Source organism: Pectobacterium carotovorum (genome assembly GCF_033898505.1).
Lineage (GTDB): Bacteria > Pseudomonadota > Gammaproteobacteria > Enterobacterales > Enterobacteriaceae > Pectobacterium > Pectobacterium carotovorum_J.
This window is the reverse complement of the sequence record NZ_JAXAFK010000006.1, coordinates 185,646-211,646: the sequence shown is the minus strand read 5'-3', so window position 1 is coordinate 211,646 and position 26,001 is coordinate 185,646. Positions and strand designations below refer to the sequence as shown.

Genomic DNA, 26,001 nt, shown 5'->3' with positions numbered 1-26,001 from the left:
ATCGTTCCTTTTATATTAATACACCTTTTCTTCCCATAGACTATAGCCACCAGTTCCAGCAATGTGGTGTTGCCAATCTATGCTTTGATAAGCAACAGATATCATTTCTTCTGGTTGATTCTCTGCATGGGTTAAAGCGTGTGGATAGGAAACGGCAATGTTTCTTATAACTGCTCCAATAAGTTTAACAGAATAATATTTCTCCTGTACTCCAGTCTGCGCTGTTCGGTAAAAGTCGAACAAAAGCTCAAGTTTTTCATTATTTGCTATAGCATTACCCAAGAGCGGAGATGATTTATCAATGGGTTTACAGAACGTTATAGGTTGATGATTAATATTTTGGTTACGACTGATAGCATGATCGAATTGCAAAACAAAAATTTGGTCTTGATGCCTTATCTGATACTTATTACCAATCGAGTCGATGGTGCCACACTCAGCAGATATTTTCCCTTGTTGATTTCCCGTCAACGTTAGATAAATATTATTTGCCATATAAAATCCCTTTATCTCAGTTAATCCATAAAACCTAAAAAAATTACTTTTACTCGTTAAGAGAATGCGTTAAAAATACATTTTAAATATCTATTAGATACATCCACGATTAATAAATATCACAAAAATTATAGCATGCTATAAATTTCATCTAAAATTTAACAAGCCCAAACCAATGATTGAGTATAGTTTCATCAATAAAAAATTCAATAACTACGCCATATAATAAAAATCTAAATAGTATTAGAAAATATAAATACTTAGCAAAGAATTGTAGAATAATACGATTTCGTTAACCTATAACCATTCGAAGCAGTAACGATCCCAGTAATACGGGATCGTTAACAGGCTGTATTAGGATTCATTTCTTTACATCAAAATATTCTTGATGAAAAGAAAAGACCACTAAATCTGCCATCTTAACCAGGCAAAGAAAACATTACCGTTATTATATGTGCCAGGGATGTAAGTCGCCTGGAAAGAGAGTTTGTTATAACTTATTGATGCCAGAGGCAGCAATACAGGGATCGGAATATAGTTCCAGTTGTCACGCATCGTTACGCCAGCCGTAAAACCCAGCCCCAGTTGAAAATCCTGATCGCTGGTTGGTCGCCAGCGTTTTTCATAACCATAGCCACCGATAGGTTCCCATTTATTAAAGGAATCTTTAAAAGCCATGATATAAAGCCCGTGCCAATCCCCGTCCTTATCCAAACGGGAGACACCGTAACCCGCGCCCCACGGCCTTTCATTATATCTATCCGTCTTTTCTTTATCGTACGTCCAGCGGTTATGCCAGGTAATTGCCGGGATATAAATGTCGTGGCTCTGCGGTGAATTCCAAGTCGTAGACAGGTTATTTTTACTTCTCTGCCACCAGCTTTCACTCTGCTTATCCGATGCCGAACCATTGGAATCAACCGCGACAGGGGCAAGATTTACCGTGCTGTTCGTATTATTTGTCCCTACATTATTTACGCTTTCTGCTGCATAGCTCAAAAAAGGCACAACGGGTAGTGTAACCACACTCAACGTGATTAAAATTCGCTTCAAGTACATATAAGGTTCTCTGTAACAGCGTCACGATTCCATTCAAACAAAGGTAATCCAGGCAAAGCTATTCTTGGTTGTTACCAAAATATATAGTTCAGTTTACGCAATCTGCCTATATAAACGGGAAACTAAAACAGCCTATTATGAGGGGATAAAGAGCAACTTTACCTAAATAGATAGTGAATTCAGCGCTGATTTCAGACGTTTCTTAGCCGAAATAACAAAAAACCACCTTATTTATCGGTGGTTTATGCTCTGATGGGGAACCGTTCGAGATAGATAAACAGAACGGTGAATCGCCTACACAGCGAGGTTAGATTCCATCGCCGTATTCGAAGCCACGATTGATGCCGTTGAAATACTGATCCATGTCCATAGCAGGTTTATCGCTTTCTGGTCGACCGACGATACGAGCTGGAACACCTGCCGCCGTCGTGTGTGGAGGAACGGATTGCAGCACGACAGAACCGGCGCCAATTTTCGCGCCACATCCCACCTCAATGTTCCCCAGAATCTTCGCACCAGCACCAATCATCACGCCTTCGCGAATTTTAGGGTGACGATCGCCGCTCGTTTTACCCGTCCCGCCCAGCGTCACGGATTGCAGAATGGAGACATCATTTTCAACCACGGCGGTTTCGCCGATCACAATACCCGTGGCATGATCGAGCATGATCCCGCAACCGATTCTCGCCGCTGGGTGGATATCGACACCGAAAGAAACCGAGATCTGGTTCTGGAAATAGACCGCCAGCGCTTTACGATCCTGCGACCAAAGCCAGTGGCCAATACGATACGCCTGCAACGCATGAAACCCTTTCAGGTAGAGCAGCGGCGTCGAATATTTATCCACCGCTGGATCGCGCAGGCAGACAGCCTGGATATCGCGCGCGGCAGAAACGATCATCTGCGGATCGGCATGGTAAGCTTCTTCCACCACTTCACGAATGGCAATGGCGGGCATGATCGCATTTGCCAGCTTGTTCGCCAGCATATAGCTCAGTGCGCTACCCAGATTCTCGTGCTTCAGCAACGTGGCATGAAAAAAGCTGGCCAGCATCGGTTCACAGTCTGCAAGACTGCGCGCTTCTGCCTTGATATTGGTCCAGACCAGTTCCAGTTCTTCTGTCGACATTGCCTTACTCTCCGAGATACCACACACCACAACGTATATCTGTTCTCAAACGGCAGGCTTAATAGCACCACCGCTCGCATACAAGAAAATGAAGATACTATGAGCCTCCCAGATTAGGAAGCCCAGTTCAGCATAGAACGACGTGTTTTATAACTTGGCGGTTTCGTCTTTACGCGTGCGCCCCAATAGGCTCAGCGCCGCCTCTCGGGCGTCTTTTCCACAATACAGAACTTGCCAGAGTTGTTCGGTAATCGGCATTTCAACGCCGTAGCGCTGCGCTAACGCCAGCACCTCTTTCGTATTGCGATACCCTTCAACAACCTGACCAATGCTATCCTGCGCGCTCTGTACATCCATTCCCTGCCCCAGCATCATACCGAAGCGCCGGTTACGGGACTGATTATCAGTACAAGTCAGCACCAGATCGCCAAGCCCAGCCATCCCCATGAAGGTCGAGGGATCTGCACCCAGCGCCGTGCCAAGTCGGGTCATTTCCGCCAGCCCGCGAGTGATCAATGCGGTACGCGCATTAGCGCCAAACCCAATGCCGTCAGACATTCCAGCACCGATAGCGATGACGTTTTTCACCGCCCCGCCCAGCTGCACGCCGATAAAATCCGGGTTGCTGTACACACGGAAACTCTTTCCACAATGCAGCAGTCGCTGTAGGTCGTCGGCAAATTCACTGTCCGTTGATGCCAGAGCAATAGCCGTCGGCATACCGGCCGCTAATTCTTTGGCAAATGTCGGGCCGGATACCACCGCAAGCGGAATGGTTTCGCCCAACGCTTCGCGGGCGACATCCTGCAACAGGCGTCCCGTTTCCGCTTCCAGTCCTTTTGTCGCCCACACGATACGCGCGTCGGCCCGCAAATGCGGTTTCAACTGACGCAGAACATCACCAAACACATGGCTCGGCACCACAACCAGCACGTTTCTGCTGGCAGCGAGCGCCTGCGCCAGATTGGTTTCCAGCTGTAGCGAATCGGGGAAAGGCACATCCGGCAGAAACGCCTGATTACAGCGAGCGGCCTGTAACGCCTGAATGTGTGCAGGGTTGTGGCCCCACAGCACAACTCGATGGCCATTACGCGCCAGCGTAATGGCCAGTGCGGTGCCGTACGAACCAGCACCGATGACGGTCATGGAAGCGTCAGACGCGTTCATCAGGCATCCTGATGCTGCGCAGCGCCTTCACCTTCGGTCTGCTGCTGCAGGTAGTTCATGAACAGCGCATCAAAGTTAACCGGTGCCAGGTTCAGCTGCGGGAAGGTACCGCGAGAAACCAGACTGGTGATGCACTCACGCGCGTAAGGGAACAGAATGTTCGGGCAGTATGCGCCCAGGCAGTGCGCCAGTTGGGTCCCTTCAATACCGCCAACGGTAAAGATACCACCTTGCTGAACTTCACACAGAAACGCAGTTTCTTCACCCAGAGAAGCCGTTACGGTCACACGCAGAACAACTTCATAGATGTCATCAGCCAGTTGGCTGGAAGCCGTATCCAGATCCAGTTTTACTTCGGGCTGCCATTCCTGCTGGAACACCTGAGGCGCATTCGGCGCTTCAAAAGAGATATCTTTGGTGTAGATGCGCTGGATTTGGAAAGCCATTTCTGTGTTGTTTTGTTCAGACATGTTAAGTAATACCCTTTTGTTAGATTTTCTTGACGTCTTCCGTCGTCATAAGTAGGCGGACGTCAGCACAGTTCTGTCATTATCGTACTGCAATCAGCCTGTCGGTTATCCTGCCAAATCGTTGCCATTTTTGCTGCGTATGACTTATCGCACTATGACTTACCACAACACTATGACTTATCACACACGGCACGACGAGGATAGTTTTACCACAAACCGTTTTACTTGCCGCGGACTAAAGGCAGATTCTCACCACTCCAGCCAGCCAGGCCGTCTTTCAGCACCTGCACACGCTCAAAACCCGCTTTGAACAAATTCTCGGCCGCTTCGCGTGAAGAGAGGCCGTTGGCGCATACCACGATAATCGGTTGCGACTTATGTTTTTCAAGTTCACCTACACTGCCGTTCTTAATGTCGTTCGGCAACAGGTTAAATGCGTTGGCAATATGGCCACGGCGATAGTCGTCACGGTTACGGATATCAACGATGACAGCATCTTCTTTATTAATCAGGCGGATCGCTTCACCGCGAACCACGTCTTTCACGTTCGACAGTTTACTCTTCACAGTAAGCACAATAACCGCAACCAACAGTGCAACCCAGGAAATGCTCAAAATAGGGTGCTTGCTAATGAATGGCATAATCTCTTGCATGGGGTGTAACGACTCCCGGATCAGTTAATCAACAAAAATATAAGGTTCCTGAGTATACCTGCGCGATACGGCAATTACAGCCAGTAAGCCAACATAGCGTATCGAATCTGCGGCGCGATACCCAAAAAATTCCAGGATAGAGGTTTGACGCTATCCCGACGCAGGCCCACACAGGCACCAGCCAGAGACAGCAGCCACAGAAACTGGCGTACCAAATAATGCCATTCCCCCATTTTATGCGCAGAGCTTTCCATTTATCCATTATTGATACGCATAGATGCCCGTCTTTGTGCCATGCTTGTCACGTCTGGAAATAGAAATCAGACAAGAGACAACTGGTAAGCCGCTGTTCATCGTGGAATAATTCACCGCTATGAGTAAAAACGCGTTATTTGTACAGAGTCGAGTGGCATGTAGCGCCGATCGCCATTTATCCGCATTACAAAGGCTACTCACCCGCTGCGTCAGCGCACTCTGCGTTGGCGTTTTGCTGTTGCCCGCGCTCGGCCAGGCGGAAGATAATCAGGCGCAGCTCAAGACTCTGCAACAAGATATCGCCGCAAAAGAAAAAAGCGTCCAAGAGCAGCAAAAGCAGCGCAGTGCGTTAGTCCAGCAGTTGAAAAAGCAGGAGCAGTCGATCTCTCAGGCCAGTCGTCAACTGCATGAAACGCGCAATACGCTGTCCACGCTAAATAAAGAATTAACCGGCCTCAGCGCCTCTATCGCAAAACTGCAATCTCAGCAGGATAAGCAACAAACGCTGCTCTCCCGCCAGCTTGACGCCGCCTTCCGGCAAGGCCAGCACAGCGCGCTGCAATTAATGCTGAGCGGAGAGGAAAGCCAGCGCAACGAGCGCATCCTCGCCTACTTCGGCTACCTGAATGAAGCCCGCCAGAAATCCATCCACGAGTTGCAGCAAACCCGCGTGGAGCTGGCTGACCAAAAACGTCAGTTGGAACAAAAACAGACGCAGCAAAAAACGCTGCTGAGTGACCAACAGCAGCAACAGCAGACGCTGGAGCAGGCGCAGTCCGATCGGAAAAAAACGCTGTCGACGCTGGAAAGTTCGCTGGAAAAAGATCGGCAGCAGTTGACGGAGCTGCGCCAGAATGAAACCCGATTGCGCGACCAGATCGCTCGCGCCGAGCGAGAAGCGAAAGCCCGCGCCGAACGGGAAGCGCGTGAGGCCGCCAAAGTTCGCGCCAAAGAAGAACAGGCCAAACGCAGCGGCAGCAGCTACAAACCCACTGAAGGTGAACGCTCACTCATGGCCCGCACCGGCGGTTTAGGGCGACCTTCAGGTCAAGCCATCTGGCCAGTTAATGGCCGTATCGAGCACCGTTTCGGCGAACCGCTACAGGGCGAACTGCGCTGGAAAGGCCTGGTGATTGCCGCGCCGGAAGGAACGGAAGTGAAAGCCATCGCCGACGGTACTGTACTGATGGCCGACTGGCTACAGGGCTACGGGCTGGTCGTTGTTGTGCAGCATGGTAAAGGCGATATGAGCCTGTACGGCTATAACCAGAGCGCGCTGGTCTCCGTTGGCGCTCAGGTCAAAGCCGGTCAACCTATTGCGCTGGTTGGTACCAGCGGCGGGCAGAGCCAGCCCGGGCTGTATTTTGAAATCCGTCGTCAGGGTCAGGCGGTCAATCCACAACCTTGGCTGGGAAGATAGTCTTGTCATATTTAACCAAAACACCGTTACTGGCATTGGGTCTGCTCACTCTGTCTCCTTTGGCACTAGCCGGAAAACTTTCCATCGTCATCGATGATTTCGGCTATCGCCCGCATAATGAGAACCAGATTCTGGCAATGCCAACGGCGATTTCCGTCGCGGTATTGCCCAACGCGCCATACGCCCGTGAAATGGCAACCAAAGCTCACCAACAAGGGCGAGAGGTATTGATTCATCTGCCAATGGCCCCGATGAGCAAGCAGCCGCTGGAGCGTGACACGTTACGCCCGGACATGAGCAGTGACGAAATTCAGCGCATTATTCGCCAATCGGTCAATAACGTGCCTTACGCCGTGGGGTTGAACAACCACATGGGCAGCGCGATGACCGCCAGCCTGCCCGGCATGCAAAAAGTCATGCAGGCGCTGAGCGCCTACCAGCTCTATTTCCTTGATAGCATGACCATTGGCAGCAGCCAATCGAGTCAGGCGGCAGCAGGAACGGGCGTCAAAGTCATCAAACGCAAAGTCTTCCTGGATGATTCGCAAAACGAAGCCGAGATCCGTAAGCAGTTTACTCGCGCAGTACAAATCGCCCGCCGTAGCGGTTCCGCCATCGCTATCGGGCATCCACATCCGTCAACCATCCGCGTCTTGCAGCAGATGCTACCCACGCTGGATGCCGATATTATCTTAGTCCGCCCCAGCCAGTTGCTGAATGAGCCGACGCGGCAGTACGAGCCTCAGCCACAGCAGCCAGCCAAACCGCGTAATCCGTTCCGTGGCATACAGCAGTGTCGGGTCAAGCAGCCGCCGGAACCGGCGAAGAACGATGTGTTCTTCAGGCTGGTGAGCAGCGGCATTCAGGAAAGCGCCCCAGTGATGTTTATCAAGCACCGCTGGCAGACCTGGGTGGCACCAGCCGAGACCGAAACGCCCGCGCAGCCGTAACGCCGAGCGTGCGTTTCCCTTTTGCCATCGCACGAATTCGTCACGGCAGGGTTATATTTCATCCCAATTGAGAATAACCTTGCCCGACTGACCCGAGCGCATGGCATCAAAGCCTTTCTGAAACTCATCAATGTGAAAGCGGTGGGTAATAATCGGAGATAAATCCAACCCGGACTGAATCAGCGCCGACATTTTGTACCAGGTTTCGAACATTTCCCGTCCGTAGATACCTTTGATAAACAGTCCTTTAAAAATCACCTCTCCCCAGTCAATCGACATCGGTTCGTGCGGAATACCCAGCATGGCGATGCGTCCACCGTGATTCATCGCTTTCAGCATGGCGCGAAAGGCCGCTGGCGCACCGGACATCTCCAGGCCGATATCAAACCCCTCGGTCATGCCCAGCTCGATCATCACGTCAGCCAGATTTTCCTGTGCCACATTGACGGCACGTGTAGCCCCCATTTTACTGGCCAGCTCCAGTCGGTACGCATTGACATCGGTAATGACGACATTCCTTGCGCCAACGTGACGGCACACCGCCGCCGCCATCATGCCTATCGGCCCTGCGCCGGCAATCAAGACATCTTCCCCCACTAAATCAAAGGAAAGCGCGGTATGCACCGCGTTGCCGAAGGGATCGAAAATGGCAGCCAGTTCGTCAGAAATATTGTCGGGAATGCGAAACGCGTTGTAGGCAGGAATCACCAGATATTCCGCGAACGAACCGGGGCGATTGACCCCGACGCCGATGGCATTGCGGCATAAATGACGTCGCCCGGCACGGCAGTTACGGCAGTAGCCGCAGGTAATATGGCCTTCGCCGGAGACCCGATCGCCAATATGAAAACCGTTAACTTCCTGACCGATAGCGACAATTTCACCAACGTACTCATGCCCAACAACCATCGGAACGGGAATGGTCTTCTGCGACCATTCGTCCCAGTTATAGATATGCACATCCGTTCCGCAAATCGCGCTTTTACGGATTTTAATCATGATGTCGTTATGCCCGAGCCCCGGCGTGGGGGAATCCACCATCCAGATGCCCTCTTCCGGCCGCAGTTTTGCCAATGCTTTCATGACGGTTTCCTCAGATGATTACACCCAGACGTTTGCCCACGCGGGTAAAAGCCTCGACGGCGAATTGAATTTGCTGCGGCGTATGGGCGGCCGACATTTGAGTGCGGATACGCGCCTGACCGAGGGGAACTACGGGATAGAAAAAGCCGGCGACGTACACACCTTCCCGCTGTAGCGCCTGCGCAAAATCCTGCGCCAGCTGCGCCTCGCCCAGCATCACGGGAATAATGGCGTGATCGGCTCCCGCCAACGTAAACCCTGCGGCAGCCATCTTTTCACGGAACAGGCGAGCGTTTGCCCACAGACGTTCACGCCGTTCGCCACTCTGTTCCAGCAGATCGAGAACGCTGAGCGATGCGGTGACAATCGCAGGCGCAAGCGAGTTGGAAAACAGATAGGGTCGAGAGCGCTGGCGCAGCCAGTCGATCACCTCATGTCTGCCCGCCGTATACCCCCCCGACGCGCCCCCCAGCGCCTTGCCTAGCGTCCCGGTAATGATGTCGACGCGATCCATCACCCCACGGTGTTCATGCGTTCCGCGCCCTTGTTCGCCCACAAACCCCACCGCATGGGAATCATCAACCATCACTAGCGCATCATAACGATCCGCCAGATCGCAAATTCCCTGCAAATCGGCAATCACGCCATCCATCGAGAACACGCCGTCGGTGGCGATCATGATGTGTCTTGCCCCTTCCGCTCTGGCCAGTTGCAGTTGCGCTTCCAACTGACTCATATCGTTATTGGCATAGCGGTAGCGTCGCGCCTTCGATAGCCGAATACCGTCGATGATTGAGGCATGATTGAGCGCATCGGAAATAATCGCATCCTCCGCTTCCATCAGCGTTTCAAATAGCCCGCCGTTGGCATCAAAACAGGAGGAATAGAGAATCGCGTCATCCATTCCCAGAAAATCCGCCAGCTTACGCTCCAGCTGCTTGTGGATATCCTGCGTGCCGCAGATAAAGCGCACCGATGCCATGCCAAAACCGTGGCTGTCTAATCCAGCTTTGGCAGCGGCAATCAGCTCTGGGCTATCTGCCAGACCAAGATAATTATTGGCACAGAAGTTGAGCAGGCGGTTGCTGTCCATCACCTCGATTTCAGCCTGCTGCGCAGAGGTAATAATGCGCTCCTCTTTAAACACCCCTTCGGTGCGTGCTGCCATAATTTGTGTAGTAAGTTGTTGATAAAACGCGGCAGGCATAGCGTTACTCTCCCATAAAAAGATCGCTTTATGGTTTTTAAGCTAGCGGATGTGGGCAGAAATGCGGGGTAAACAGTCTGAAAATGCTGGCTTCGTCACGGCCTGAATCATCTTAAAAAAGTTGGGGCAACACGGGATAAATTAAGCTCTGGCTGCTTGCGGTAAAATGAAATGCTATTATAGCGGTCATAAACAGTGTGGGGCGCGGTGCCTCACCAGCAAGATTAACAAAGGTCGCGCCCATGATTATCGTTACTGGCGGTGCCGGTTTTATCGGCAGCAATATCGTAAAATCTCTGAATGACATCGGCTATCGGGACATCCTGGTTGTCGATAACCTGAAAGACGGCACCAAATTCGTCAATCTGGTCGATCTGGACATCGCAGATTACATGGATAAGGAAGACTTCATCGCCAGCATCGTTGCAGGCGACGATCTGGGCGATATCGATGCCGTATTCCATGAAGGTGCCTGCTCTTCCACCACCGAGTGGGATGGCAAGTACATGATGGATAACAACTATCAGTATTCTAAAGACGTGCTGCACTATTGCCTCGATCGCAACATTCCGTTCCTGTATGCCTCTTCTGCCGCGACCTACGGTGGTCGCAACGATAACTTTATCGAAGAACGTCAGTACGAGCAGCCGCTGAACGTCTATGGCTACTCCAAATTCCTGTTCGATCAGTACGTGCGCGAAATTCTCCCTGAAGCAGAATCGCAGATCTGCGGCTTCCGCTATTTCAACGTCTACGGACCGCGCGAAGGCCACAAAGGCAGCATGGCAAGTGTCGCATTCCACCTGAATAACCAGATTAATCAGGGTGAAAATCCGAAGCTGTTTTCCGGTAGCGAGAACTTCCAACGTGACTTCATCTACGTCGGTGATGTCGCCGCCGTCAACCTGTGGTTCTGGCAAAACGGTGTTTCCGGCATCTTCAACTGCGGTACCGGCCGCGCCGAATCCTTCCAGGCTGTCGCCGACGCGACGCTTGCTTTTCACAAAAAAGGCAGCGTGGAATACATTGAGTTCCCCGAGAAGCTGAAAGGCCGCTATCAGGCTTACACCCAGGCTGACCTCACCAACTTGCGTGCAGCAGGTTATGACAAGCCGTTCAAAACCGTCGCCGAAGGCGTAGCGGAATATATGGCCTGGCTGAACCGTACCGTTTAACCAAATAAGGATTCATAAGCGGTATGAAAATTTTGGTCATCGGCCCTTCCTGGGTCGGCGATATGATGATGTCGCACAGCCTTTATCGCACCCTGAAGGCTGAACACCCGGAAGCGGTTATTGACGTGATGGCACCAGCCTGGTGCCGTCCGCTGCTGGCACGTATGCCGGAAGTCAATCAGGCGTTAGCCATGCCGCTCGGTCACGGCGCCCTAGAACTGGGCGAACGTCGCCGTCTTGGCGTATCGCTGCGCGATGCAGGCTACGATCGCGCTTACGTGCTGCCCAACTCCTTTAAATCCGCGCTGGTCCCGTTCTTTGCCAACATTCCGCAGCGTACAGGCTGGCGCGGCGAAATGCGTTACGGGCTGCTGAACGACTTACGCGTGCTGGATAAGGCCGCATTTCCGCTGATGGTTCAGCGTTACGCCGCATTAGCCTACGATCGTAGCCGTATTCGTCGTGCCGAGGATCTGCCGCAGCCGTTACTGTGGCCACAGTTGCAGGTCAATCAGGCCGAAATTGCGGACATGATGCAGGCCTTCGATCTCAGCGATACACGCCCCATCATCGGCTTTTGCCCCGGGGCAGAATTCGGCCCCGCTAAACGGTGGCCGCATTATCACTATGCTGCGCTGGCGCAAACGCTGATTGAACGCGGCTACCAGATCGCGCTATTCGGTTCCGCCAATGACCGTTCAGCCTGTGACGATATCCTTCAGGGGTTGACGGAAGACGCTCGACAGCATTGCGCCAATCTGGCGGGGAAAACCTCGCTGGAACAGGCGGTGGTGCTGATCGCCGCCTGTCACGCCGTCGTCAGCAACGACTCCGGGCTCATGCACGTTGCCGCAGCGCTTCATCGTCCGCTTGTCGCGCTTTATGGCCCGAGCAGCCCCGATTTTACCCCGCCGCTGTCCCATCAGGCCGAGGTGATTCGGCTGATCACAGGCTATCACCGGGTACGCAAAGGGGATGCCGAACAGGGTTATCACCAGAGTTTGATCGACATTCAGCCCGAACGCGTGATCAGCGCACTGGATAACTATATCGTTACAAAAGACAGTCTCACTCCAAGAGAAAGTCTCGTTCCAGAAGAAAACCGGGTGCCGGGAGCTGACGCATGAGAGTGCTGATCGTGAAAACATCGTCGATGGGTGATGTGCTGCATACGTTGCCAGCCTTGACCGATGCCATGCAGGTGATTCCCGGTATTCAATTCGACTGGGTGGTTGAAGAAGGTTTCGCGCAGATTCCCAGCTGGCACCCGGCGGTTTCCCGCGTGATTCCAGTGGCGATACGCCGCTGGCGCAAAAGCTGGTTCAGCGCCCCGATACGTCAGGAACGTGCAGAATTTAAACGCCAACTACGCCAGCACCGCTATGATGCCGTCATTGATGCGCAAGGGCTGATTAAAAGCGCGCTGCTGGTGACGCGACTCGCTAACGGAAAGAAACACGGACTGGATTGCAAGAGCGCGCGTGAGCCGCTGGCAAGCTGGTTTTATAACTATCGCCACCCGATAAGCCGTCAGCAGCATGCCGTCGAGCGCGTACGAGAGCTGTTTGCCGCCAGTCTGGGCTACCGGAAACCCGCCGAGCGCGGCGATTATGCGATTGCCTCGCGTTTCCTCTCCCAGCCGCCCGCAGACGCCAACTGCTATCTGGTGTTTCTCCACGCCACAACGCGCGATGAAAAACACTGGCCGGAAGCGCACTGGCGTGAACTGATTGCCCTATTGGCACCGAGCGGACTACGCATCAAACTCCCCTGGGGAGCGGAACATGAGCACCAGCGCGCATTACGGCTGGCGGAAGAATTCTCCCACGTTGAGGTCTTACCGCGCCTCACGCTGCAACAGGTCGCCGAGGTATTAGCAGGCGCCAAAGCCGTTGTTTCCGTCGATACCGGGCTTAGCCACCTGACGGCAGCGCTGGATCGTCCCAACATCACCTTATACGGGCCAACCGACCCAGGGTTGATTGGCGGCTACGGAATGAATCAGGTGGTGGAAATGTCTGGTGACAATTCCATGAATACAATTTCACCCCAAGCAATCTTTCAACAATTACAATCTCTTATATAACCGACGAGTTTTGGTAATGCATATGCATTCGAAAGAAAAACGGCTAGCCAGAGAACGCGTTAAGCGAATTCTCGTTATCAAACTACGGCATTTCGGTGACGTCTTGTTGACCACCCCGTTATTAGGGACGCTGAAACAGCATTACGAGAGCGCCCAGATTGATGTACTGGTTTATAGCGGTACAGAGGTCATGCTCTCCGGTAATCCAGATATTCACACCTGTTTCACCGTTGACAGAAATCTCAAACATGAAGGCATCCGTGCACAATGGCATGGAGAAAATACGCTTTGGAAAGCGCTGAAAGCACAACAATACGACCTCATCATCAATCTTTCCGATCAATGGCGTGCTGCGCTTTACTGTAAATTCCTCACTTCTGCGATTAGCATTGGCTTCAGTTGGCCAAAGAGGGACAACCTCTTATGGAAGTCTTGCCATAATATGTTGGTTGAAACGACGCAGTACAACGAGCAACACACTGTTTTAAACAATCTTTCCATCCTCTCGCCCCTGGAACTTCCTGAGACGAACACCTCAGTGAAGATGTCCTGGCGACCGGAAGATGAAAAATATGTCAGCCAATTGCTCGAACAGCACAGCTTATCTGACTATGTATTGATCCACCCAGGCGCTCGCTGGGCGTTCAAAACCTGGTCTGCGCTCTCTTTCGCAGCATTAATTGATCATCTGACAAATCAGGGAAAACGCGTTGTTCTGGCTGGCGGAACATCAGCCGAAGAACTGCAGATAGCGACAACGATTATCAACAACGTGGCAAACCCGACACAAATTGTAAATCTGACCGGACAGTTGGAATTACCTCAACTCGCGATACTGATTGATAAAGCACAGTTATTTATTGGCGTTGATTCTGCACCTATGCACATGGCGGCAGCACGACAAACCCCTTCTGTTGCGCTATTTGGCCCGAGCAACCTGAAACAGTGGCATCCATGGCAGGCACCACACACATTGTTATGGGCTGGCGACTATCGCCCACTCCCCAAGCCCGAGGAAATTGATACTAATACACAGGAGCGTTACCTTGACGCCATTCCGGTCTCTGACGTGATTGCTGCGACCAGTAAGTGGCTTTCCTAAACCCATTGATATGTAAATTAAGAAGACGCCAACAAGTCGCTTTTTACACCTGTGAGATTGTATGAAACTTGATTTTTTACCCGCATTCCTTACGGACGCTGATAAGAGAAATTTCCCCACCATTACCGCCTTCTTGCTTGGGCTTTCTCTGCCGCTCTCTAATCAACTGCTGAAAGTCGCGTTGGTCCTGGCACTAATCTGCGTCTTGAAATACCGGGATATGAAGTATTGGCGTCAGCTGATTATTCATCCAATGGTGATCCTTCCCGCATTGATGGTCGGCTTATTAGCGCTATCCCTGCTCACTCATCATCATGAGGCAGGGCCGGAGATGGTCGAAAAATACAAGAAGCTGCTGTATGTCCTGCCTCTTGCTTTATTCTTTGTGCTCCAATCAGCACAGAGCAAAGCGTTATTCAGCGGCTTTCTCTTGGGAAATGGGATTGTCCTTGTACTGAGTATAGCTGGCGGTTTGTTCCACCTCTTTCCTGGACATATCGACCCTGCGAACCCGACCGTTTTTAAGTTACAGATTACTCACAACTTTTTTATGGCCATGGCCGTATTTCTCTGGCTTGAGCGAGCCAGAATCAGCCAGGGATCTGGACGGATCGGTTACCTGCTATTAGCACTAGCCGCTTGCTGCAATATACTGTTTATGGTGCAAGGCAGAATCGGGTACATCGCCCTTATTGCAGGTATTGCCGCTTGGGCCTTACTCTCTCTGAAACCGCGTCAGGCCCTGCTCGCGATAGGATCTGGCGTTGTCGTCATTTGCTTGTTGTTTACGATTCCTAACCGTGCAGCCGAACGCATTACACTTGGTGTCCACGAAATACAAAACTGTCTACAGCAAAAAACCGGCGATGCCTATTCTGCTTGTGACAGTTCAATGGGGCAACGAACCGCATTTATTTTACAGGCTACGCAACTCATTGAGCAGGCTCCGCTGTTGGGCAACGGCGCAGGAAGTTTCTGGTACCACAACCCTGAAACAGGCTACAGCGTAAATAACCCACACAACCAGTATTTACTGGAAACGATACAGAATGGTGCCGTCGGCCTTGTCATATTCCTTCTATGGATGGCTAGCTTTGCTATTGCCGCGTGGAACCAGCCACCGCGAGAGAAAAGCATTTTTGTTACCCTTCTGGTCATTTATTTAAGTGGTAACCTCTTTAACTCATTCCTGTTGGATTCAACGGAAGGACACCTGTTTGTGATTCTGACCGCACTCCTGCTGGCGAAGCATATTCCACTGGTGAAGCGCAATAAAAACGCAGCGCCACAGCACGGTACGCCATCATAGTTACGTCAGAATAGCGTTACGCTATTATCATGCTGCTCACCCAATGGCACCTAAAAACACCCGTGCCATTGGGTTCAACACGTAGGCGGCAAGAGAACGCCTTTCTCTGCCTGTTCCATCATTTCCAGCACATAGGACATATAGTGAACGCGCATAAACGCTTATCCGTCGTCATGATTACCAAAAATGAAACGGAGCTGATCGCCGATTGCCTGCAGTCTGTCTCGTGGGCAGATGAAATTATTGTCGTCGATTCCGGCAGCACAGATGACACGATAGAAATAGCGCATCAATACGGTGCCAAAGTCTATCAACACGACGACTGGCCGGGGTATGGCAAGCAGCGACAGCGTGCACAGAGTTATGCCAGCGGTGATTATATTTTCATGATTGACGCGGATGAACGAGTGACGCCCGAATTACGGCAATCAATCGAATCCGTGCTTACTGCCCCAGACGCTGGTGATAATACGGTTTACCGCTGTTCACGACGCAATTTTTTCCTTGGTCGCTTTATGAAGCATAGCGGATGGTATCCCGATAACGTTATCCGTCTCTATGCGAATCAGCGCTACCGCTATAACGACAACAGCGTGCACGAATCTCTTGATTATGGCTCAGCCACATTGACGCATTTATCAGGTGATTTATTGCATCTAACCTGCCGAGACTTCGCCGTTTTTCAACAAAAACAGCTACGCTATGCTTCAGCATGGGCGGAAGAACGACACCGTCAGGGGAAAAAGTGCCGCTACCTTAGTATCCTTACGCACACGGCTTCGGCATTCTTAAAAACCTGGATATTACGTGCTGGTTTTTTGGATGGAAAACACGGTTTTCTACTCGCGATTATTAATGCGCAGTACACATTCAATAAATACGCTGGGTTATGGTCTCGTAATAATATAAAGTTGTGAGAAACGGGTGATACCACCAAACATAGCCTTATCCTCACTAACCCGATAAAATCACCCCAGCGATAACCGATAACAGTAAACCTTATGCTACAAACTCTCTACACCATTATCCTGTACCTCATCCAACCGTTGATTTGGCTTCGCCTGTGGCTTCGTGGCCGCAAAGCGCCAGCCTATCGTCGGCGCTGGGGTGAACGTTACGGTTTTTGTGCAGAGAAGGTTAAGCCAGACGGTATCATGCTGCACTCGGTATCGGTGGGTGAAACGCTGGCTGCCATTCCCTTAGTGAGAGCACTGCGCCATCGTTACCCCAATCTGCCGATCACAGTAACAACCATGACGCCAACTGGTTCCGAGCGCGTACGCTCCGCTTTTGGCGACACGGTCTATCACGTTTACCTGCCTTATGATTTACCCTGTGCCCTGAGACGCTTTTTTGACCAGGTTCGTCCGAAAATCGTCATCATTATGGAAACCGAGCTGTGGCCGAATCTGATTGCAGAGTTGCACAAGCGAGAAATTCCGCTGGTTATTGCCAATGCCCGACTGTCAGAACGTTCTGCTGCGGGTTATAAAAAGATCGGAAAGCTAATGCGCCATATCTTACGACGCATTACCCTCGTCGCTGCGCAGAATCAGGAGGACGGGAATCGATTTATCGATCTTGGCCTGAAGCGTTCCAGCCTGAAAGTGACCGGCAGCCTCAAATTTGATATTTCCGTAACGCCGGAACTGGCGGCACGAGCCATTACATTACGCCGACAATGGGCGCCGCATCGTCCGGTATGGATAGCCACCAGTACACACGAAGGTGAAGAAGCGATCGTTCTGGCTGCTCACCGACAACTGCTTGCCACCTATCCTGATTTACTGCTGATTCTTGTCCCTCGTCATCCGGAACGTTTCGCCACCACGCAGGCATTGACAGAAAATCTGGGATTCACCTACACGCTGCGCAGCAGTGGTGAACAGCCTTCTGCCAACACGCAGGTGGTAATTGGGGACACCATGGGCGAACTGATGCTGTTGTACGGCATCGCCGATCTGGCCTTTGTTGGTGGAAGTTTGGTTGAACGAGGCGGGCATAATCCGCTAGAAGCCGCAGCCCATGCTATTCCGGTATTGATGGGGCCACACACGTTCAATTTTAAAGATATCTGCAACAAGCTCGATCAGGCTGACGGATTGATTACCGTGACCGATGCTGACTCACTTGGAAAAGAAGTCGGGAAACTGCTCGCTGACGAAGACTATCGCCTCTACTATGGTCGACACGCCGTGGAAGTGTTACACCAAAACCAGGGTGCTCTACAGATGCTGCTTACGCTTCTGGAACCTTATTTGCCCCAGCGGACGCAGTAAAGCAGCCGCTACCTAAACAGTGAATGAAGGGCTGACGTGATGACAACCAAAGCGATTTATCCCGGAACGTTCGATCCATTAACCAATGGCCATTTGGATCTGCTCACACGTGCAGCACGAATGTTCGATCATGTGGTATTGGCCATCGCTGCCAGCCCGAGCAAACATACGCTTTTCACACTGGATGAGCGCGTGGCGCTGGCAAAAGGCGCGACACAGCACTTATCGAATGTCGAAGTCATCGGCTTCAGCGATCTCATGGCACACTTCGCACAGCAGCAAAACGCCAATATTCTCGTGCGTGGTTTACGAGCAGTTGCCGATTTCGAATATGAACTCCAGCTCGCAAAAATGAATCACCACCTGATGCCTACTCTCGAAAGCGTTTTCCTGATGCCATCTGAAGAGTGGTCGTTTATTTCATCTTCTCTGGTCAAAGAAGTCGCTCGTCACGGCGGTGACGTATCGCATTTCTTACCCGATGCCATCGTTAGTGCCTTAATGGAAAAGCTCCGCTAATAATACGTTTACGGGATAAGAGAAATAACCGCGTCTTTGACTTCTGCCACGCTGATGCTGTCGATACATTTACCGGAATGCAGCAGCACGTGATTTACACCGATGGGATACCAGCGCAAATATTTCTCTGGTCTTGCTTCAAATAGACCAACAACCGGTATCTGCAACGCCGCACCAAGGTGAACTGGCGCACTATCAGCCGAAACAACCACATCTAATTGGCTCATCGCTGCTATAAGGTCAGATACTGTTTCAGTGTCTATACACTGAACCGTAATGCCATTAAGCGCATCTTGCTCTGGCTTCTCACCCGGATTAGAAAAAATAATAATATTGAAGTCACTGCTAAGTGATTGAGCGAGTGAATACCAATTCGCCCACGGCCAGCGACGTTCATATGCTTTATTCGATATAAAAAAACCGATATTTGCTTTGCCGTTATGTTTTAATTTTTCTGACCACTGTTTTTTTAATTCTGGTTTAGGATAAACATACAGCCGTAAATCATCAGTGCTCGTCACGCCAAGTTCCGGCATTAAGTCATATCCCGCTAATACTTCATGTTTTATTGGTCGATTGGTAACATGTTCAATATTGCGGTCGTCAAACTCTGTCTCGGCCTTGTGCCACCGGGCGTCAGGGACATTCATCCATCTGGCAAACTGGATTGCATTCTTATTCATTCCGCCATTAGGAATAATCAGCAAATCGAAATTCAAACGTTTTAAGCGCATAATCAAAAGAAATTTATCGATTAATGAGCTAATTAAACCACTACGATTATTTCTCTCTCGGCTTTTGCTATAAACATAACGATGTACTTCTTCTATGTCAGGATTATCATCAAGCGCGTATGAATTATATTTATTCGCTAATACATGAATTTCAGCAGTCGGCCATTTTCTTTTCAGAGAGTGAATCAACGCTGTAGTGCATACCATATCACCCAGAAAATCGATTCTTATCAACAAAATGCGCTGCATACTTCTTTTCCCTTAATAAGTATTATCATCATTATTATTTCTCTGAATTCTTATCCGTAGCGTCGATTACTTCTGGCAGCGGCGACAGAAAAAGGTACTGCGCTGCCCATGTTTCGCGGTTTCGATCGGTGTTCCACATGTCCGGCAAGGTTCACCATTACGGCCATAGACTCGCAGTTCCTGCGCAAAATAGCCGGGTTTACCGTCTGATTGCAAAAAGTCGCGCAGCGTCGTACCGCCCTGCTCAATCGAAAGCTGTAGCACCTGTTTAATCACGCCCACCAATACGGCTGCGTCGTTTTCACTCAGCGATCCGGCCGCTCTGTCAGGGTGGATGCCAGCCGCAAACAGCGATTCGCTCGCGTAGATATTGCCTACGCCAACGACCACTTTGTTATCCATAATCCACTGTTTGATTGCCGTCTTTTTACCGCGTGAGGCCTGATAGAGATAATCCGCGGAGAACTCCGCCTCTAACGGTTCTGGCCCCAGATGCGCCAATACTGAGCAAGTCTCAGGATTATCCGTCCACAGCCAGGCACCAAAGCGCCGAGGATCGGTGTAACGCAGTACCTTACCGCTGTCCATCACCAAATCAACATGATCGTGCTTCTCCGGTTCGCTATATTCCGGCAACACCCGAAGACTGCCAGACATGCCGAGATGCACAATAATCCAACCGCGAGTCAGCTCGATCAGCAGATATTTTGCCCGCCGGCGCACGCTGAGCACCGGCTCATCGCTCAGCGAGAGAATCTCAGCCGATACCGGCCAACGCAGGCGCGAGTTCCTCACTTCAGCATAAAGGATGGTGTGATCGACAAGATACGGTGAAATTCCCCGACGACTGGTTTCAACCTCAGGTAATTCAGGCATGTGTGTCTCCTGATAAAGGTGGCTACATTAGCATAAACAACATTTTCATAAACGACAGGATACCCTCTGTGACAGCCCGCAAGACAAAGAATGCGACGGGAAACAGAGTCGCTGCTGGCGTATTTTACCCGCAGTATTTACCACAAAACAGTTAAACCAAATCGACACGCTAGCTGGCATATGACGAAAAAAAACCCGACCAAGGCCGGGTTTTTATCAAGAAGCAGAAATTACTTAATTTTAGCTTCTTTGTAGACAACGTGCTGACGGACAACTGGATCGAATTTCTTCAGTTCCAATTTTTCCGGTTTAGTACGTTTGTTCTTCGTAGTGGTATAGAAGTGACCAGTACCAGCAGAAGAAACCAGCTTGATCTTCTCGCGAACACCCTTAGCCATGATTCAGTTCCTTAATACTTTTCACCACGGGCACGCAGATCGGCCAGAACCGTCTCAATACCCTTCTTATCAATAACACGCATACCTTTAGCAGATACACGCAGTGTTACAAAGCGCTTCTCGCCTTCAACCCAGAAACGGTGTGAATGCAGGTTCGGCAGAAAACGGCGTTTGGTCGCATTCAGTGCGTGGGAACGGTTGTTCCCGGCCACCGGACGCTTGCCAGTAACTTGGCAGACTCGGGACATGTCTATTCTCCAAAAATCAAATCAGCTCGAGCTTCGTATAGGGTTTGGCCGCCTCGTCAGGCTTTAGAGCCCATCTCAGCAACTTCACTGAAAAGACTCTGTCATCAGGATAAACCTGCTGAGATAGGCTCTTAACGCCACACCCAAGATTCTCAAAGGTGGCGTAGTATACGCTCTGAAGCGTAAGTGCTCAAGTCCCGAACAGCTAAAGATCCCATTGGATCGCGGAAATATCTGTTAAATCCAGCCGCGTTCAGCAAAAGAAACGTATTCGCCATGCCCAATGACCAAATGATCGAGCACGCGGATCTCCATTAACAGACAGGCTTTAACAATCTGTTCGGTTATCGCACGGTCGGCCTGACTCGGCTCCGCTTTTCCCGACGGATGATTATGCGCCAAAATCAACGCGGCGGCATTTGCCTTTAGCGCTTCACGCACAATTTCACGCGGGTGTACTTCCACACTGTTAATCGTACCAACAAACATCTCCTGATGGCGAATAACGTGATGCTGATTGTCCAAAAACAGGACTAAAAAAACCTCACGCTCACGTCGGGACAGCAACAGCTGCAAATATTGTCCCGTCATTTCCGGATTCAACATGGCATCTTCTTTCGCCAGACGAGAAAAAAATAGCCGCCGCGATAGCTCTGCAATCGCCTTGAGCTGCGTATATTTCGATATCCCCACGCCTCTGGCGTTATGAAACGCGGATTGATCGGCCGCCATCAGTTGATAAAGCGACCCAAAATGCGCCAGCAAATCCTCTGCCAGTTGCATAACATGCACACCCGGTAATCCAGTGCGTAAAAAAATCGCCAGCAATTCAACATCCGTCAGTGATTCGGCCCCTAATCGCACCAGTTTTTCACGCGGTGCCAATCCCTTTTCCCAGCCCATCGCACTCTCCCTATACCGCTCGATGGCATCATGTCACGCTCGTAAAAACAGGACGATAGCTGTGCTAAAGGGCTGCGAAGCGCTTCGCAATCTTCTTAGGGAAACCGCAGCGGCGAGCTTAAGATTCCTATCTGGCTGCAAGGTTATGGTAAAATGGCGCATCTTCTGACTTTCAATCGGACCATGATGATGACGGAATTTTCCAGCCTGAATGCACTCTCCGGCAAACGAATCGTGCTGGGTATCAGCGGCGGCATCGCCGCGTACAAGTGCCCGGAACTGGTGCGGCGTCTGCGCGATGCCGGAGCCGATGTACGGGTTGTCATGACATCTGCCGCTAAAGCTTTCATCACCCCGCTCACGCTGCAAGCCGTCTCCGGTTACCCGGTATCAGACGATCTGCTTGACCCTGCGGCGGAAGCCTCAATGGGTCACATCGAACTGGGGAAATGGGCTGATTTAGTCATTCTCGCTCCGGCCACCGCCGATCTGATCGCCCGAGTCGCTGCCGGCATGGCGAACGACTTGCTGACCACGATTTGTCTGGCGACATCCGCCCCTATCGCCGTTGTCCCTGCGATGAATCAGCAGATGTATCGCGCGGAACCCACGCAGGACAATCTGCGCACGCTGGCCGCTCGCGGTTTACCGATCTGGGGGCCGGATAGCGGCAGTCAGGCGTGTGGCGACGTTGGACCGGGCCGCATGATCGATCCGCTGGAAATTGTTGGGCTGGCGCAGCGTCATTTTTCTGCCATCAACGATCTGCAACATCTGAACATTCTGGTCACCGCCGGGCCGACGAGAGAAGCGCTGGATCCGGTTCGCTTTATCACCAACCACAGCTCCGGGAAAATGGGCTTTGCTATCGCGCAGGCCGCGGCAGCCCGTGGCGCGAATGTCACATTGGTAAGCGGCCCGGTTTCGCTCGCTACACCGCAGGGCGTCACGCGTATTGATGTCGGTAGCGCATTGGAGATGGAGCACGCGGTGATGGAACACGCGGCTCAGCAACACATTGTGATCGGCTGCGCTGCGGTTGCCGACTATCGCGCCAAACACATCGCCGATGAGAAGATTAAAAAACAGAACCAGCAGGGCGATGAAATGACTCTCACTCTGGTCAAAAATCCAGATATTATCGCCGGTGTCGCAGCCATGACGAAAAATCGTCCTTATGTTGTCGGGTTTGCTGCCGAAACCCAGAATGTGGAAGAATACGCCCGGCAAAAACTGGCGCGTAAAAAGCTGGACCTGATTTGCGCGAACAACGTCTCTCTTTCCGGGCATGGTTTTAACAGTGAAACCAATGCGTTACACCTTTTTTGGCAAGGTGGGGACATGCCGTTGCCGCAGTGCGACAAGCGTCTTCTTGGCCAAAAATTAATCGACGAGATTATCAGCCGTTATGATGAAAAAAATCGACGTTAAGATTGTTGACCCACGCGTTGGGCAGCAATTCCCGTTACCAACCTATGCGACTCCGGGTTCTGCCGGGCTCGATCTGCGTGCCTGTCTGGATCAGGCGATTGAACTCAAAGCGGGGGAAACCACGCTTATCCCAACCGGGCTGGCGATTCACATTGCCGATACCGGGCTGGCGGCGGTCATCCTTCCCCGTTCCGGACTGGGTCACAAGCACGGCGTAGTACTGGGGAATCTGGTTGGGCTGATTGATTCGGACTATCAGGGGCAACTGATGGTTTCCGTCTGGAACCGTGGTCAACAAGCGTTTACGGTCGAGCCGGGCGAGCGCATCGCACAAATGGTCTTTGTGCCCGTCGTTCAGGCCGAATTTAATCTGGTCGAAGATTTCGTCAGCAGCGAACGTGGAGAAGGCGGCTTCGGCCACTCCGGCCGTAGCTAACGCGCTCCAGCCACCCCATAGTGTAAAAAATTCATATAAGCCACAGCGCCTATCCAACAGGAAATGGCGACTGTGGCGCTACCGGGTGCTTGTCAGTCAAATATTTAGCAAGGGTCTTTTCAGACATGGCAGAAAAAGAAAGTACGAAAAGGAATCGCCGCGAGGAAATTTTGCAGGCGCTGGCACAGATGCTGGAATCCAGCGACGGTAGCCAACGTATCACCACGGCAAAACTGGCGGCGAACGTCGGCGTGTCCGAAGCGGCGCTCTACCGGCATTTCCCCAGTAAAACGCGGATGTTTGATAGCCTGATTGAATTTATTGAGGATAGCCTGACCACCCGCATTAACCTGATTCTGCAAGACGAAAAAGAAACGTTTAATCGTCTTCGTCTGATTTTGCTGCTGATTTTAGGGTTTGCGGAACGCAATCCGGGTTTGACTCGCATCATGACCGGCCACGCGCTGATGTTTGAACAGGATCGCTTGCAGGGGCGCATCAACCAGCTGTTTGAGCGTATTGAATCACAGCTGCGTCAGGTACTGCGTGAGCATAAGCTACGCGATGGCAAAGGCTTCCAGCATGACGAAACGCTGCTAGCCAGCCAGTTATTGGCATTTTGCGAGGGGATGCTGTCGCGCTTCATTCGCTCTGAATTCCGCTACCGCCCGACGCAGGAATTCGACACCCGCTGGCCGCTGTTGGCCGCACAGCTGAACTAAACACCGCCCTTTAAATTGCACAACACCTTAAATAAACAGGACTCCATCAGGCGTATCTGATGGAATCCTGACTCACCACGTTAAATCCCGTACTGCTCACGATAGGCTTTCACCGCATCCAGATGCGCCGCCATCTCTGGTTTTTCCGCCAGATAGGCAATCAGCTCCTTCAGCGTAATAATCGAAATCACCTTGCACTGATAGTCACGTTCAACTTCCTGAATCGCGGATAAATCAGCACGACCGCGCTCTTGACGATCCAGCGCAATCATCACCCCCGCCAGCGTTGCTCCATGTGCACCGATGATCTCCATCGATTCGCGAATCGCCGTTCCCGCCGTAATCACGTCGTCCACCAGCATCACGCGGCCCTGTAACGGGCTACCGACTAGGCTGCCGCCCTCGCCATGGTCTTTGGCTTCTTTGCGGTTAAAGCAGTACGGTAGGTCACGATCGTGGTGTTCTGCCAGCGCCACCGCGGCGGTGGTGGCAATCGGAATGCCTTTGTAAGCCGGCCCAAACAGCAGATCGAACTCCACACCGGAATCAACCAGGGCTTCCGCATAAAAACGCCCCAGTAAGGCCAGATCGCGCCCGGTATTAAACAGCCCAGCGTTGAAGAAATAGGGGCTGGTACGCCCAGATTTCAGGGTGAACTCACCGAACTTCAATACCTGTTTGCTGAGTGCAAACTCAATAAACTGGCGCTGGTAGGCTTTCATTACGGTATCTCCTCGTCTTACGGGTTAATCATGTTGTTGGTCATTTATATATACCCTAAATAATTCGAGTTGCAGGAAGGCGGCGACGCAGTAAGTCCCCAGGAGCTTACACAAGTAAGTGACTGGGGTGAGCGAGGAAAGCCAACGCACATGCAGCTTGAAGTATGACGGGTATAAAAAAGCGACCAATTGGTCGCTTATAAAATCAATCAATTAAGGCGGCTTTCTGCGCCTGAACGATGATATCAATTCCCCCTCGGGCCAGTGCCAGCAGGGAGAGCAATTCTTCGTGGCTGAACGGCTCGCCTTCGGCGGTTCCCTGTACTTCAATCATGCGGCCATCTTCGGTCATCACCACATTCATGTCGGTTTCAGCGGCAGAATCTTCCACATATTCCAGATCGCACAGCGCTTCGCCGTTCACGATACCGACGGAAACGGCGGCGACCATGCCTTTCATCGGGTTCTTTTTCAGCTTGCCGTTGGCAACCATTTGGTTCAGCGCATCGGCCAGCGCCACGCAGGCACCGGTGATGGACGCCGTACGCGTGCCGCCGTCCGCCTGCAAGACGTCGCAGTCGAGCGTAATGGTATATTCGCCGAGCACTTTCAGGTCGATTGCCGCACGCAGGGAACGCGCAATCAGGCGCTGAATCTCCAGCGTCCGCCCACCCTGTTTGCCTTTGGCGGCTTCACGGGCGTTGCGGCTATGCGTCGCACGCGGCAGCATGCCGTATTCGGCGGTGACCCATCCTTGCCCCTGGCCTTTCAGAAAGCGCGGGACACCCTCTTCTACCGTGGCATTGCATAACACTTTGGTGTCGCCAAATTCGACTAAAACGGAACCTTCGGCGTGTTTCGTGTAATGACGGGTTAATTTGAGGGGGCGTACTTGCTGTGCACTTCGGCCTGTTGGGCGCATGG

The 26,001-nt window shown here is 51.5% G+C and carries 29 protein-coding genes; 13 read left to right on the top strand and 16 right to left on the bottom strand.

Translation table 11 applies throughout. The features are described 5' to 3' along the window. Positions 1-15: 15 nt before the first annotated feature. The 7 genes from R9X49_RS20695 to R9X49_RS20665 form a co-directional block, all read right to left on the bottom strand. Positions 16-495, bottom strand: coding sequence for an Hcp family type VI secretion system effector (locus R9X49_RS20695; protein ID WP_319850158.1), 480 nt, complete (start codon positions 493-495; stop codon positions 16-18). 405 nt (positions 496-900) lie between these two features. Beyond that, positions 901-1,554 carry a lipid IV(A) palmitoyltransferase PagP gene (pagP, locus tag R9X49_RS20690; RefSeq protein ID WP_413775905.1) on the bottom strand — a complete coding sequence of 218 codons (654 nt, stop codon included), beginning with the start codon at positions 1,552-1,554 and terminating at the stop codon, positions 901-903. 307 nt (positions 1,555-1,861) lie between these two features. Beyond that, positions 1,862-2,683 (bottom strand): serine O-acetyltransferase, encoded by an 822-nt coding sequence (cysE, locus tag R9X49_RS20685; protein ID WP_271875080.1) that lies wholly within the window; start codon positions 2,681-2,683, stop codon positions 1,862-1,864. A 147-nt stretch (positions 2,684-2,830) separates the two neighbouring features. Beyond that, positions 2,831-3,850, bottom strand: a complete 1,020-nt coding sequence (gpsA, locus tag R9X49_RS20680; RefSeq protein ID WP_319850157.1) for an NAD(P)H-dependent glycerol-3-phosphate dehydrogenase — start codon at positions 3,848-3,850, stop codon at positions 2,831-2,833. Continuing rightward, the gene (secB, locus tag R9X49_RS20675) at positions 3,850-4,320 is read right to left on the bottom strand and encodes a protein-export chaperone SecB (protein ID WP_014913761.1); all 471 of its coding nucleotides are present in this window, start codon (positions 4,318-4,320) and stop codon (positions 3,850-3,852) included. Before secB ends, gpsA begins: the two co-directional genes overlap by 1 nt. A gap of 221 nt (positions 4,321-4,541) precedes the next feature. Then, the gene (locus tag R9X49_RS20670) at positions 4,542-4,973 is read right to left on the bottom strand and encodes a rhodanese-like domain-containing protein (protein WP_319850156.1); all 432 of its coding nucleotides are present in this window, start codon (positions 4,971-4,973) and stop codon (positions 4,542-4,544) included. Positions 4,974-5,047: 74 nt separating this feature from the next. Continuing rightward, positions 5,048-5,227, bottom strand: a complete 180-nt coding sequence (locus R9X49_RS20665) for a hypothetical protein (RefSeq protein ID WP_319850155.1) — start codon at positions 5,225-5,227, stop codon at positions 5,048-5,050. Positions 5,228-5,346: 119 nt separating this feature from the next. Between R9X49_RS20665 and envC the strand changes: the two genes are divergently transcribed. Further along, entirely contained in the window at positions 5,347-6,648 is a 1,302-nt protein-coding gene (gene envC, locus R9X49_RS20660; protein WP_319850154.1) for a murein hydrolase activator EnvC, read from the top strand. Positions 6,649-6,650: 2 nt separating this feature from the next. Next, positions 6,651-7,598: a divergent polysaccharide deacetylase family protein gene (locus R9X49_RS20655; RefSeq protein ID WP_319850153.1), complete on the top strand. Its 948-nt coding sequence runs from the start codon at positions 6,651-6,653 to the stop codon at positions 7,596-7,598. Between the two features lie 51 nt (positions 7,599-7,649). Here R9X49_RS20655 and tdh read toward each other — a convergent pair whose 3' ends face one another. Then, complete coding sequence (gene tdh / locus R9X49_RS20650; protein WP_319850152.1) at positions 7,650-8,681, bottom strand: L-threonine 3-dehydrogenase; 1,032 nt, start codon at positions 8,679-8,681, stop codon at positions 7,650-7,652. 10 nt (positions 8,682-8,691) lie between these two features. Next, positions 8,692-9,888, bottom strand: a complete 1,197-nt coding sequence (locus tag R9X49_RS20645; protein WP_319850151.1) for a glycine C-acetyltransferase — start codon at positions 9,886-9,888, stop codon at positions 8,692-8,694. A gap of 242 nt (positions 9,889-10,130) precedes the next feature. Between R9X49_RS20645 and rfaD the strand changes: the two genes are divergently transcribed. The 8 genes from rfaD to coaD all read left to right on the top strand — a co-directional run bounded on the left by rfaD (position 10,131) and on the right by coaD (position 18,358). Beyond that, complete coding sequence (gene rfaD / locus R9X49_RS20640; protein ID WP_225086193.1) at positions 10,131-11,063, top strand: ADP-glyceromanno-heptose 6-epimerase; 933 nt, start codon at positions 10,131-10,133, stop codon at positions 11,061-11,063. A 23-nt stretch (positions 11,064-11,086) separates the two neighbouring features. Beyond that, positions 11,087-12,190, top strand: coding sequence for an ADP-heptose--LPS heptosyltransferase RfaF (gene rfaF / locus R9X49_RS20635; RefSeq protein ID WP_319850149.1), 1,104 nt, complete (start codon positions 11,087-11,089; stop codon positions 12,188-12,190). Next, positions 12,187-13,149 (top strand): lipopolysaccharide heptosyltransferase RfaC, encoded by a 963-nt coding sequence (rfaC, locus tag R9X49_RS20630; protein ID WP_319850148.1) that lies wholly within the window; start codon positions 12,187-12,189, stop codon positions 13,147-13,149. The genes rfaF and rfaC overlap by 4 nt, the downstream gene beginning before the upstream one ends. A gap of 16 nt (positions 13,150-13,165) precedes the next feature. Beyond that, positions 13,166-14,251, top strand: a complete 1,086-nt coding sequence (rfaQ, locus tag R9X49_RS20625; protein ID WP_319850147.1) for a putative lipopolysaccharide heptosyltransferase III — start codon at positions 13,166-13,168, stop codon at positions 14,249-14,251. A 61-nt stretch (positions 14,252-14,312) separates the two neighbouring features. Then, complete coding sequence (locus tag R9X49_RS20620) at positions 14,313-15,560, top strand: O-antigen ligase family protein (protein WP_319850146.1); 1,248 nt, start codon at positions 14,313-14,315, stop codon at positions 15,558-15,560. A gap of 143 nt (positions 15,561-15,703) precedes the next feature. After that, a complete protein-coding gene (locus R9X49_RS20615; protein ID WP_319850206.1) occupies positions 15,704-16,477 on the top strand; it encodes a glycosyltransferase family 2 protein in 774 nt (257 codons plus the stop codon). A gap of 84 nt (positions 16,478-16,561) precedes the next feature. Further along, entirely contained in the window at positions 16,562-17,839 is a 1,278-nt protein-coding gene (gene waaA, locus R9X49_RS20610; protein WP_319850145.1) for a lipid IV(A) 3-deoxy-D-manno-octulosonic acid transferase, read from the top strand. A gap of 39 nt (positions 17,840-17,878) precedes the next feature. Beyond that, positions 17,879-18,358 (top strand): pantetheine-phosphate adenylyltransferase, encoded by a 480-nt coding sequence (coaD, locus tag R9X49_RS20605; RefSeq protein WP_319850205.1) that lies wholly within the window; start codon positions 17,879-17,881, stop codon positions 18,356-18,358. 8 nt (positions 18,359-18,366) lie between these two features. Here coaD and R9X49_RS20600 read toward each other — a convergent pair whose 3' ends face one another. From R9X49_RS20600 to radC, 5 genes are all read right to left on the bottom strand, one after another. Beyond that, positions 18,367-19,341 (bottom strand): glycosyltransferase family 9 protein, encoded by a 975-nt coding sequence (locus tag R9X49_RS20600; RefSeq protein ID WP_319850144.1) that lies wholly within the window; start codon positions 19,339-19,341, stop codon positions 18,367-18,369. Positions 19,342-19,407: 66 nt separating this feature from the next. Then, positions 19,408-20,217 carry a bifunctional DNA-formamidopyrimidine glycosylase/DNA-(apurinic or apyrimidinic site) lyase gene (mutM, locus tag R9X49_RS20595; protein ID WP_319850143.1) on the bottom strand — a complete coding sequence of 270 codons (810 nt, stop codon included), beginning with the start codon at positions 20,215-20,217 and terminating at the stop codon, positions 19,408-19,410. Between the two features lie 230 nt (positions 20,218-20,447). Next, positions 20,448-20,615, bottom strand: a complete 168-nt coding sequence (gene rpmG / locus R9X49_RS20590) for a 50S ribosomal protein L33 (RefSeq protein ID WP_002442576.1) — start codon at positions 20,613-20,615, stop codon at positions 20,448-20,450. An 11-nt stretch (positions 20,616-20,626) separates the two neighbouring features. Beyond that, the gene (rpmB, locus tag R9X49_RS20585; protein WP_005967968.1) at positions 20,627-20,863 is read right to left on the bottom strand and encodes a 50S ribosomal protein L28; all 237 of its coding nucleotides are present in this window, start codon (positions 20,861-20,863) and stop codon (positions 20,627-20,629) included. Positions 20,864-21,100: 237 nt separating this feature from the next. Continuing rightward, complete coding sequence (gene radC / locus R9X49_RS20580) at positions 21,101-21,766, bottom strand: RadC family protein (RefSeq protein WP_319850142.1); 666 nt, start codon at positions 21,764-21,766, stop codon at positions 21,101-21,103. Between the two features lie 153 nt (positions 21,767-21,919). Here radC and coaBC point away from each other — a divergent pair, with 153 nt between their 5' ends. From coaBC to slmA, 3 genes are all read left to right on the top strand, one after another. Next, complete coding sequence (coaBC, locus tag R9X49_RS20575) at positions 21,920-23,197, top strand: bifunctional phosphopantothenoylcysteine decarboxylase/phosphopantothenate--cysteine ligase CoaBC (RefSeq protein WP_413775904.1); 1,278 nt, start codon at positions 21,920-21,922, stop codon at positions 23,195-23,197. Further along, positions 23,175-23,633 carry a dUTP diphosphatase gene (dut, locus tag R9X49_RS20570; RefSeq protein WP_319850141.1) on the top strand — a complete coding sequence of 153 codons (459 nt, stop codon included), beginning with the start codon at positions 23,175-23,177 and terminating at the stop codon, positions 23,631-23,633. The genes coaBC and dut overlap by 23 nt, the downstream gene beginning before the upstream one ends. Before the next feature lie 125 nt (positions 23,634-23,758). Continuing rightward, positions 23,759-24,355, top strand: coding sequence for a nucleoid occlusion factor SlmA (slmA, locus tag R9X49_RS20565; protein ID WP_039347914.1), 597 nt, complete (start codon positions 23,759-23,761; stop codon positions 24,353-24,355). Positions 24,356-24,435: 80 nt separating this feature from the next. Here the strand turns inward: slmA and pyrE are convergent, their stop codons facing one another. Both pyrE and rph read right to left on the bottom strand, forming a co-directional pair. Continuing rightward, positions 24,436-25,077 (bottom strand): orotate phosphoribosyltransferase, encoded by a 642-nt coding sequence (gene pyrE, locus R9X49_RS20560; RefSeq protein WP_319850140.1) that lies wholly within the window; start codon positions 25,075-25,077, stop codon positions 24,436-24,438. Between the two features lie 205 nt (positions 25,078-25,282). After that, on the bottom strand, positions 25,283-25,999 hold the full coding sequence (rph, locus tag R9X49_RS20555; RefSeq protein WP_319850139.1) for a ribonuclease PH: 717 nt from the start codon (positions 25,997-25,999) through the stop codon (positions 25,283-25,285). Positions 26,000-26,001 lie beyond the last annotated feature (2 nt).

Excerpts from the sequence above, each read along its gene's own strand:
- mutM (WP_319850143.1), bottom strand. The coding sequence starts at position 20,217 with ATGCCTGAATTACCTGAGGTTGAAACCAGTCGTCGGGGAATTTCACCG.
- coaBC (WP_413775904.1), top strand. The coding sequence starts at position 21,920 with ATGGCGCATCTTCTGACTTTCAATCGGACCATGATGATGACGGAATTT.
- rph (WP_319850139.1), bottom strand. The coding sequence starts at position 25,999 with ATGCGCCCAACAGGCCGAAGTGCACAGCAAGTACGCCCCCTCAAATTA.
- rpmB (WP_005967968.1), bottom strand. The coding sequence starts at position 20,863 with ATGTCCCGAGTCTGCCAAGTTACTGGCAAGCGTCCGGTGGCCGGGAAC.
- R9X49_RS20620 (WP_319850146.1), top strand. The coding sequence starts at position 14,313 with ATGAAACTTGATTTTTTACCCGCATTCCTTACGGACGCTGATAAGAGA.
- R9X49_RS20645 (WP_319850151.1), bottom strand. The coding sequence starts at position 9,888 with ATGCCTGCCGCGTTTTATCAACAACTTACTACACAAATTATGGCAGCA.
- R9X49_RS20665 (WP_319850155.1), bottom strand. The coding sequence starts at position 5,227 with ATGGAAAGCTCTGCGCATAAAATGGGGGAATGGCATTATTTGGTACGC.
- gpsA (WP_319850157.1), bottom strand. The coding sequence starts at position 3,850 with ATGAACGCGTCTGACGCTTCCATGACCGTCATCGGTGCTGGTTCGTAC.
- rfaD (WP_225086193.1), top strand. The coding sequence starts at position 10,131 with ATGATTATCGTTACTGGCGGTGCCGGTTTTATCGGCAGCAATATCGTA.
- rfaF (WP_319850149.1), top strand. The coding sequence starts at position 11,087 with ATGAAAATTTTGGTCATCGGCCCTTCCTGGGTCGGCGATATGATGATG.
- waaA (WP_319850145.1), top strand. The coding sequence starts at position 16,562 with ATGCTACAAACTCTCTACACCATTATCCTGTACCTCATCCAACCGTTG.
- R9X49_RS20670 (WP_319850156.1), bottom strand. The coding sequence starts at position 4,973 with ATGCAAGAGATTATGCCATTCATTAGCAAGCACCCTATTTTGAGCATT.
- dut (WP_319850141.1), top strand. The coding sequence starts at position 23,175 with ATGATGAAAAAAATCGACGTTAAGATTGTTGACCCACGCGTTGGGCAG.
- radC (WP_319850142.1), bottom strand. The coding sequence starts at position 21,766 with ATGGGCTGGGAAAAGGGATTGGCACCGCGTGAAAAACTGGTGCGATTA.
- pyrE (WP_319850140.1), bottom strand. The coding sequence starts at position 25,077 with ATGAAAGCCTACCAGCGCCAGTTTATTGAGTTTGCACTCAGCAAACAG.
- R9X49_RS20695 (WP_319850158.1), bottom strand. The coding sequence starts at position 495 with ATGGCAAATAATATTTATCTAACGTTGACGGGAAATCAACAAGGGAAA.
- rfaQ (WP_319850147.1), top strand. The coding sequence starts at position 13,166 with ATGCATATGCATTCGAAAGAAAAACGGCTAGCCAGAGAACGCGTTAAG.
- rpmG (WP_002442576.1), bottom strand. The coding sequence starts at position 20,615 with ATGGCTAAGGGTGTTCGCGAGAAGATCAAGCTGGTTTCTTCTGCTGGT.
- cysE (WP_271875080.1), bottom strand. The coding sequence starts at position 2,683 with ATGTCGACAGAAGAACTGGAACTGGTCTGGACCAATATCAAGGCAGAA.
- rfaC (WP_319850148.1), top strand. The coding sequence starts at position 12,187 with ATGAGAGTGCTGATCGTGAAAACATCGTCGATGGGTGATGTGCTGCAT.
- secB (WP_014913761.1), bottom strand. The coding sequence starts at position 4,320 with ATGTCTGAACAAAACAACACAGAAATGGCTTTCCAAATCCAGCGCATC.
- R9X49_RS20600 (WP_319850144.1), bottom strand. The coding sequence starts at position 19,341 with ATGCAGCGCATTTTGTTGATAAGAATCGATTTTCTGGGTGATATGGTA.
- pagP (WP_413775905.1), bottom strand. The coding sequence starts at position 1,554 with ATGTACTTGAAGCGAATTTTAATCACGTTGAGTGTGGTTACACTACCC.
- envC (WP_319850154.1), top strand. The coding sequence starts at position 5,347 with ATGAGTAAAAACGCGTTATTTGTACAGAGTCGAGTGGCATGTAGCGCC.
- tdh (WP_319850152.1), bottom strand. The coding sequence starts at position 8,681 with ATGAAAGCATTGGCAAAACTGCGGCCGGAAGAGGGCATCTGGATGGTG.
- coaD (WP_319850205.1), top strand. The coding sequence starts at position 17,879 with ATGACAACCAAAGCGATTTATCCCGGAACGTTCGATCCATTAACCAAT.
- slmA (WP_039347914.1), top strand. The coding sequence starts at position 23,759 with ATGGCAGAAAAAGAAAGTACGAAAAGGAATCGCCGCGAGGAAATTTTG.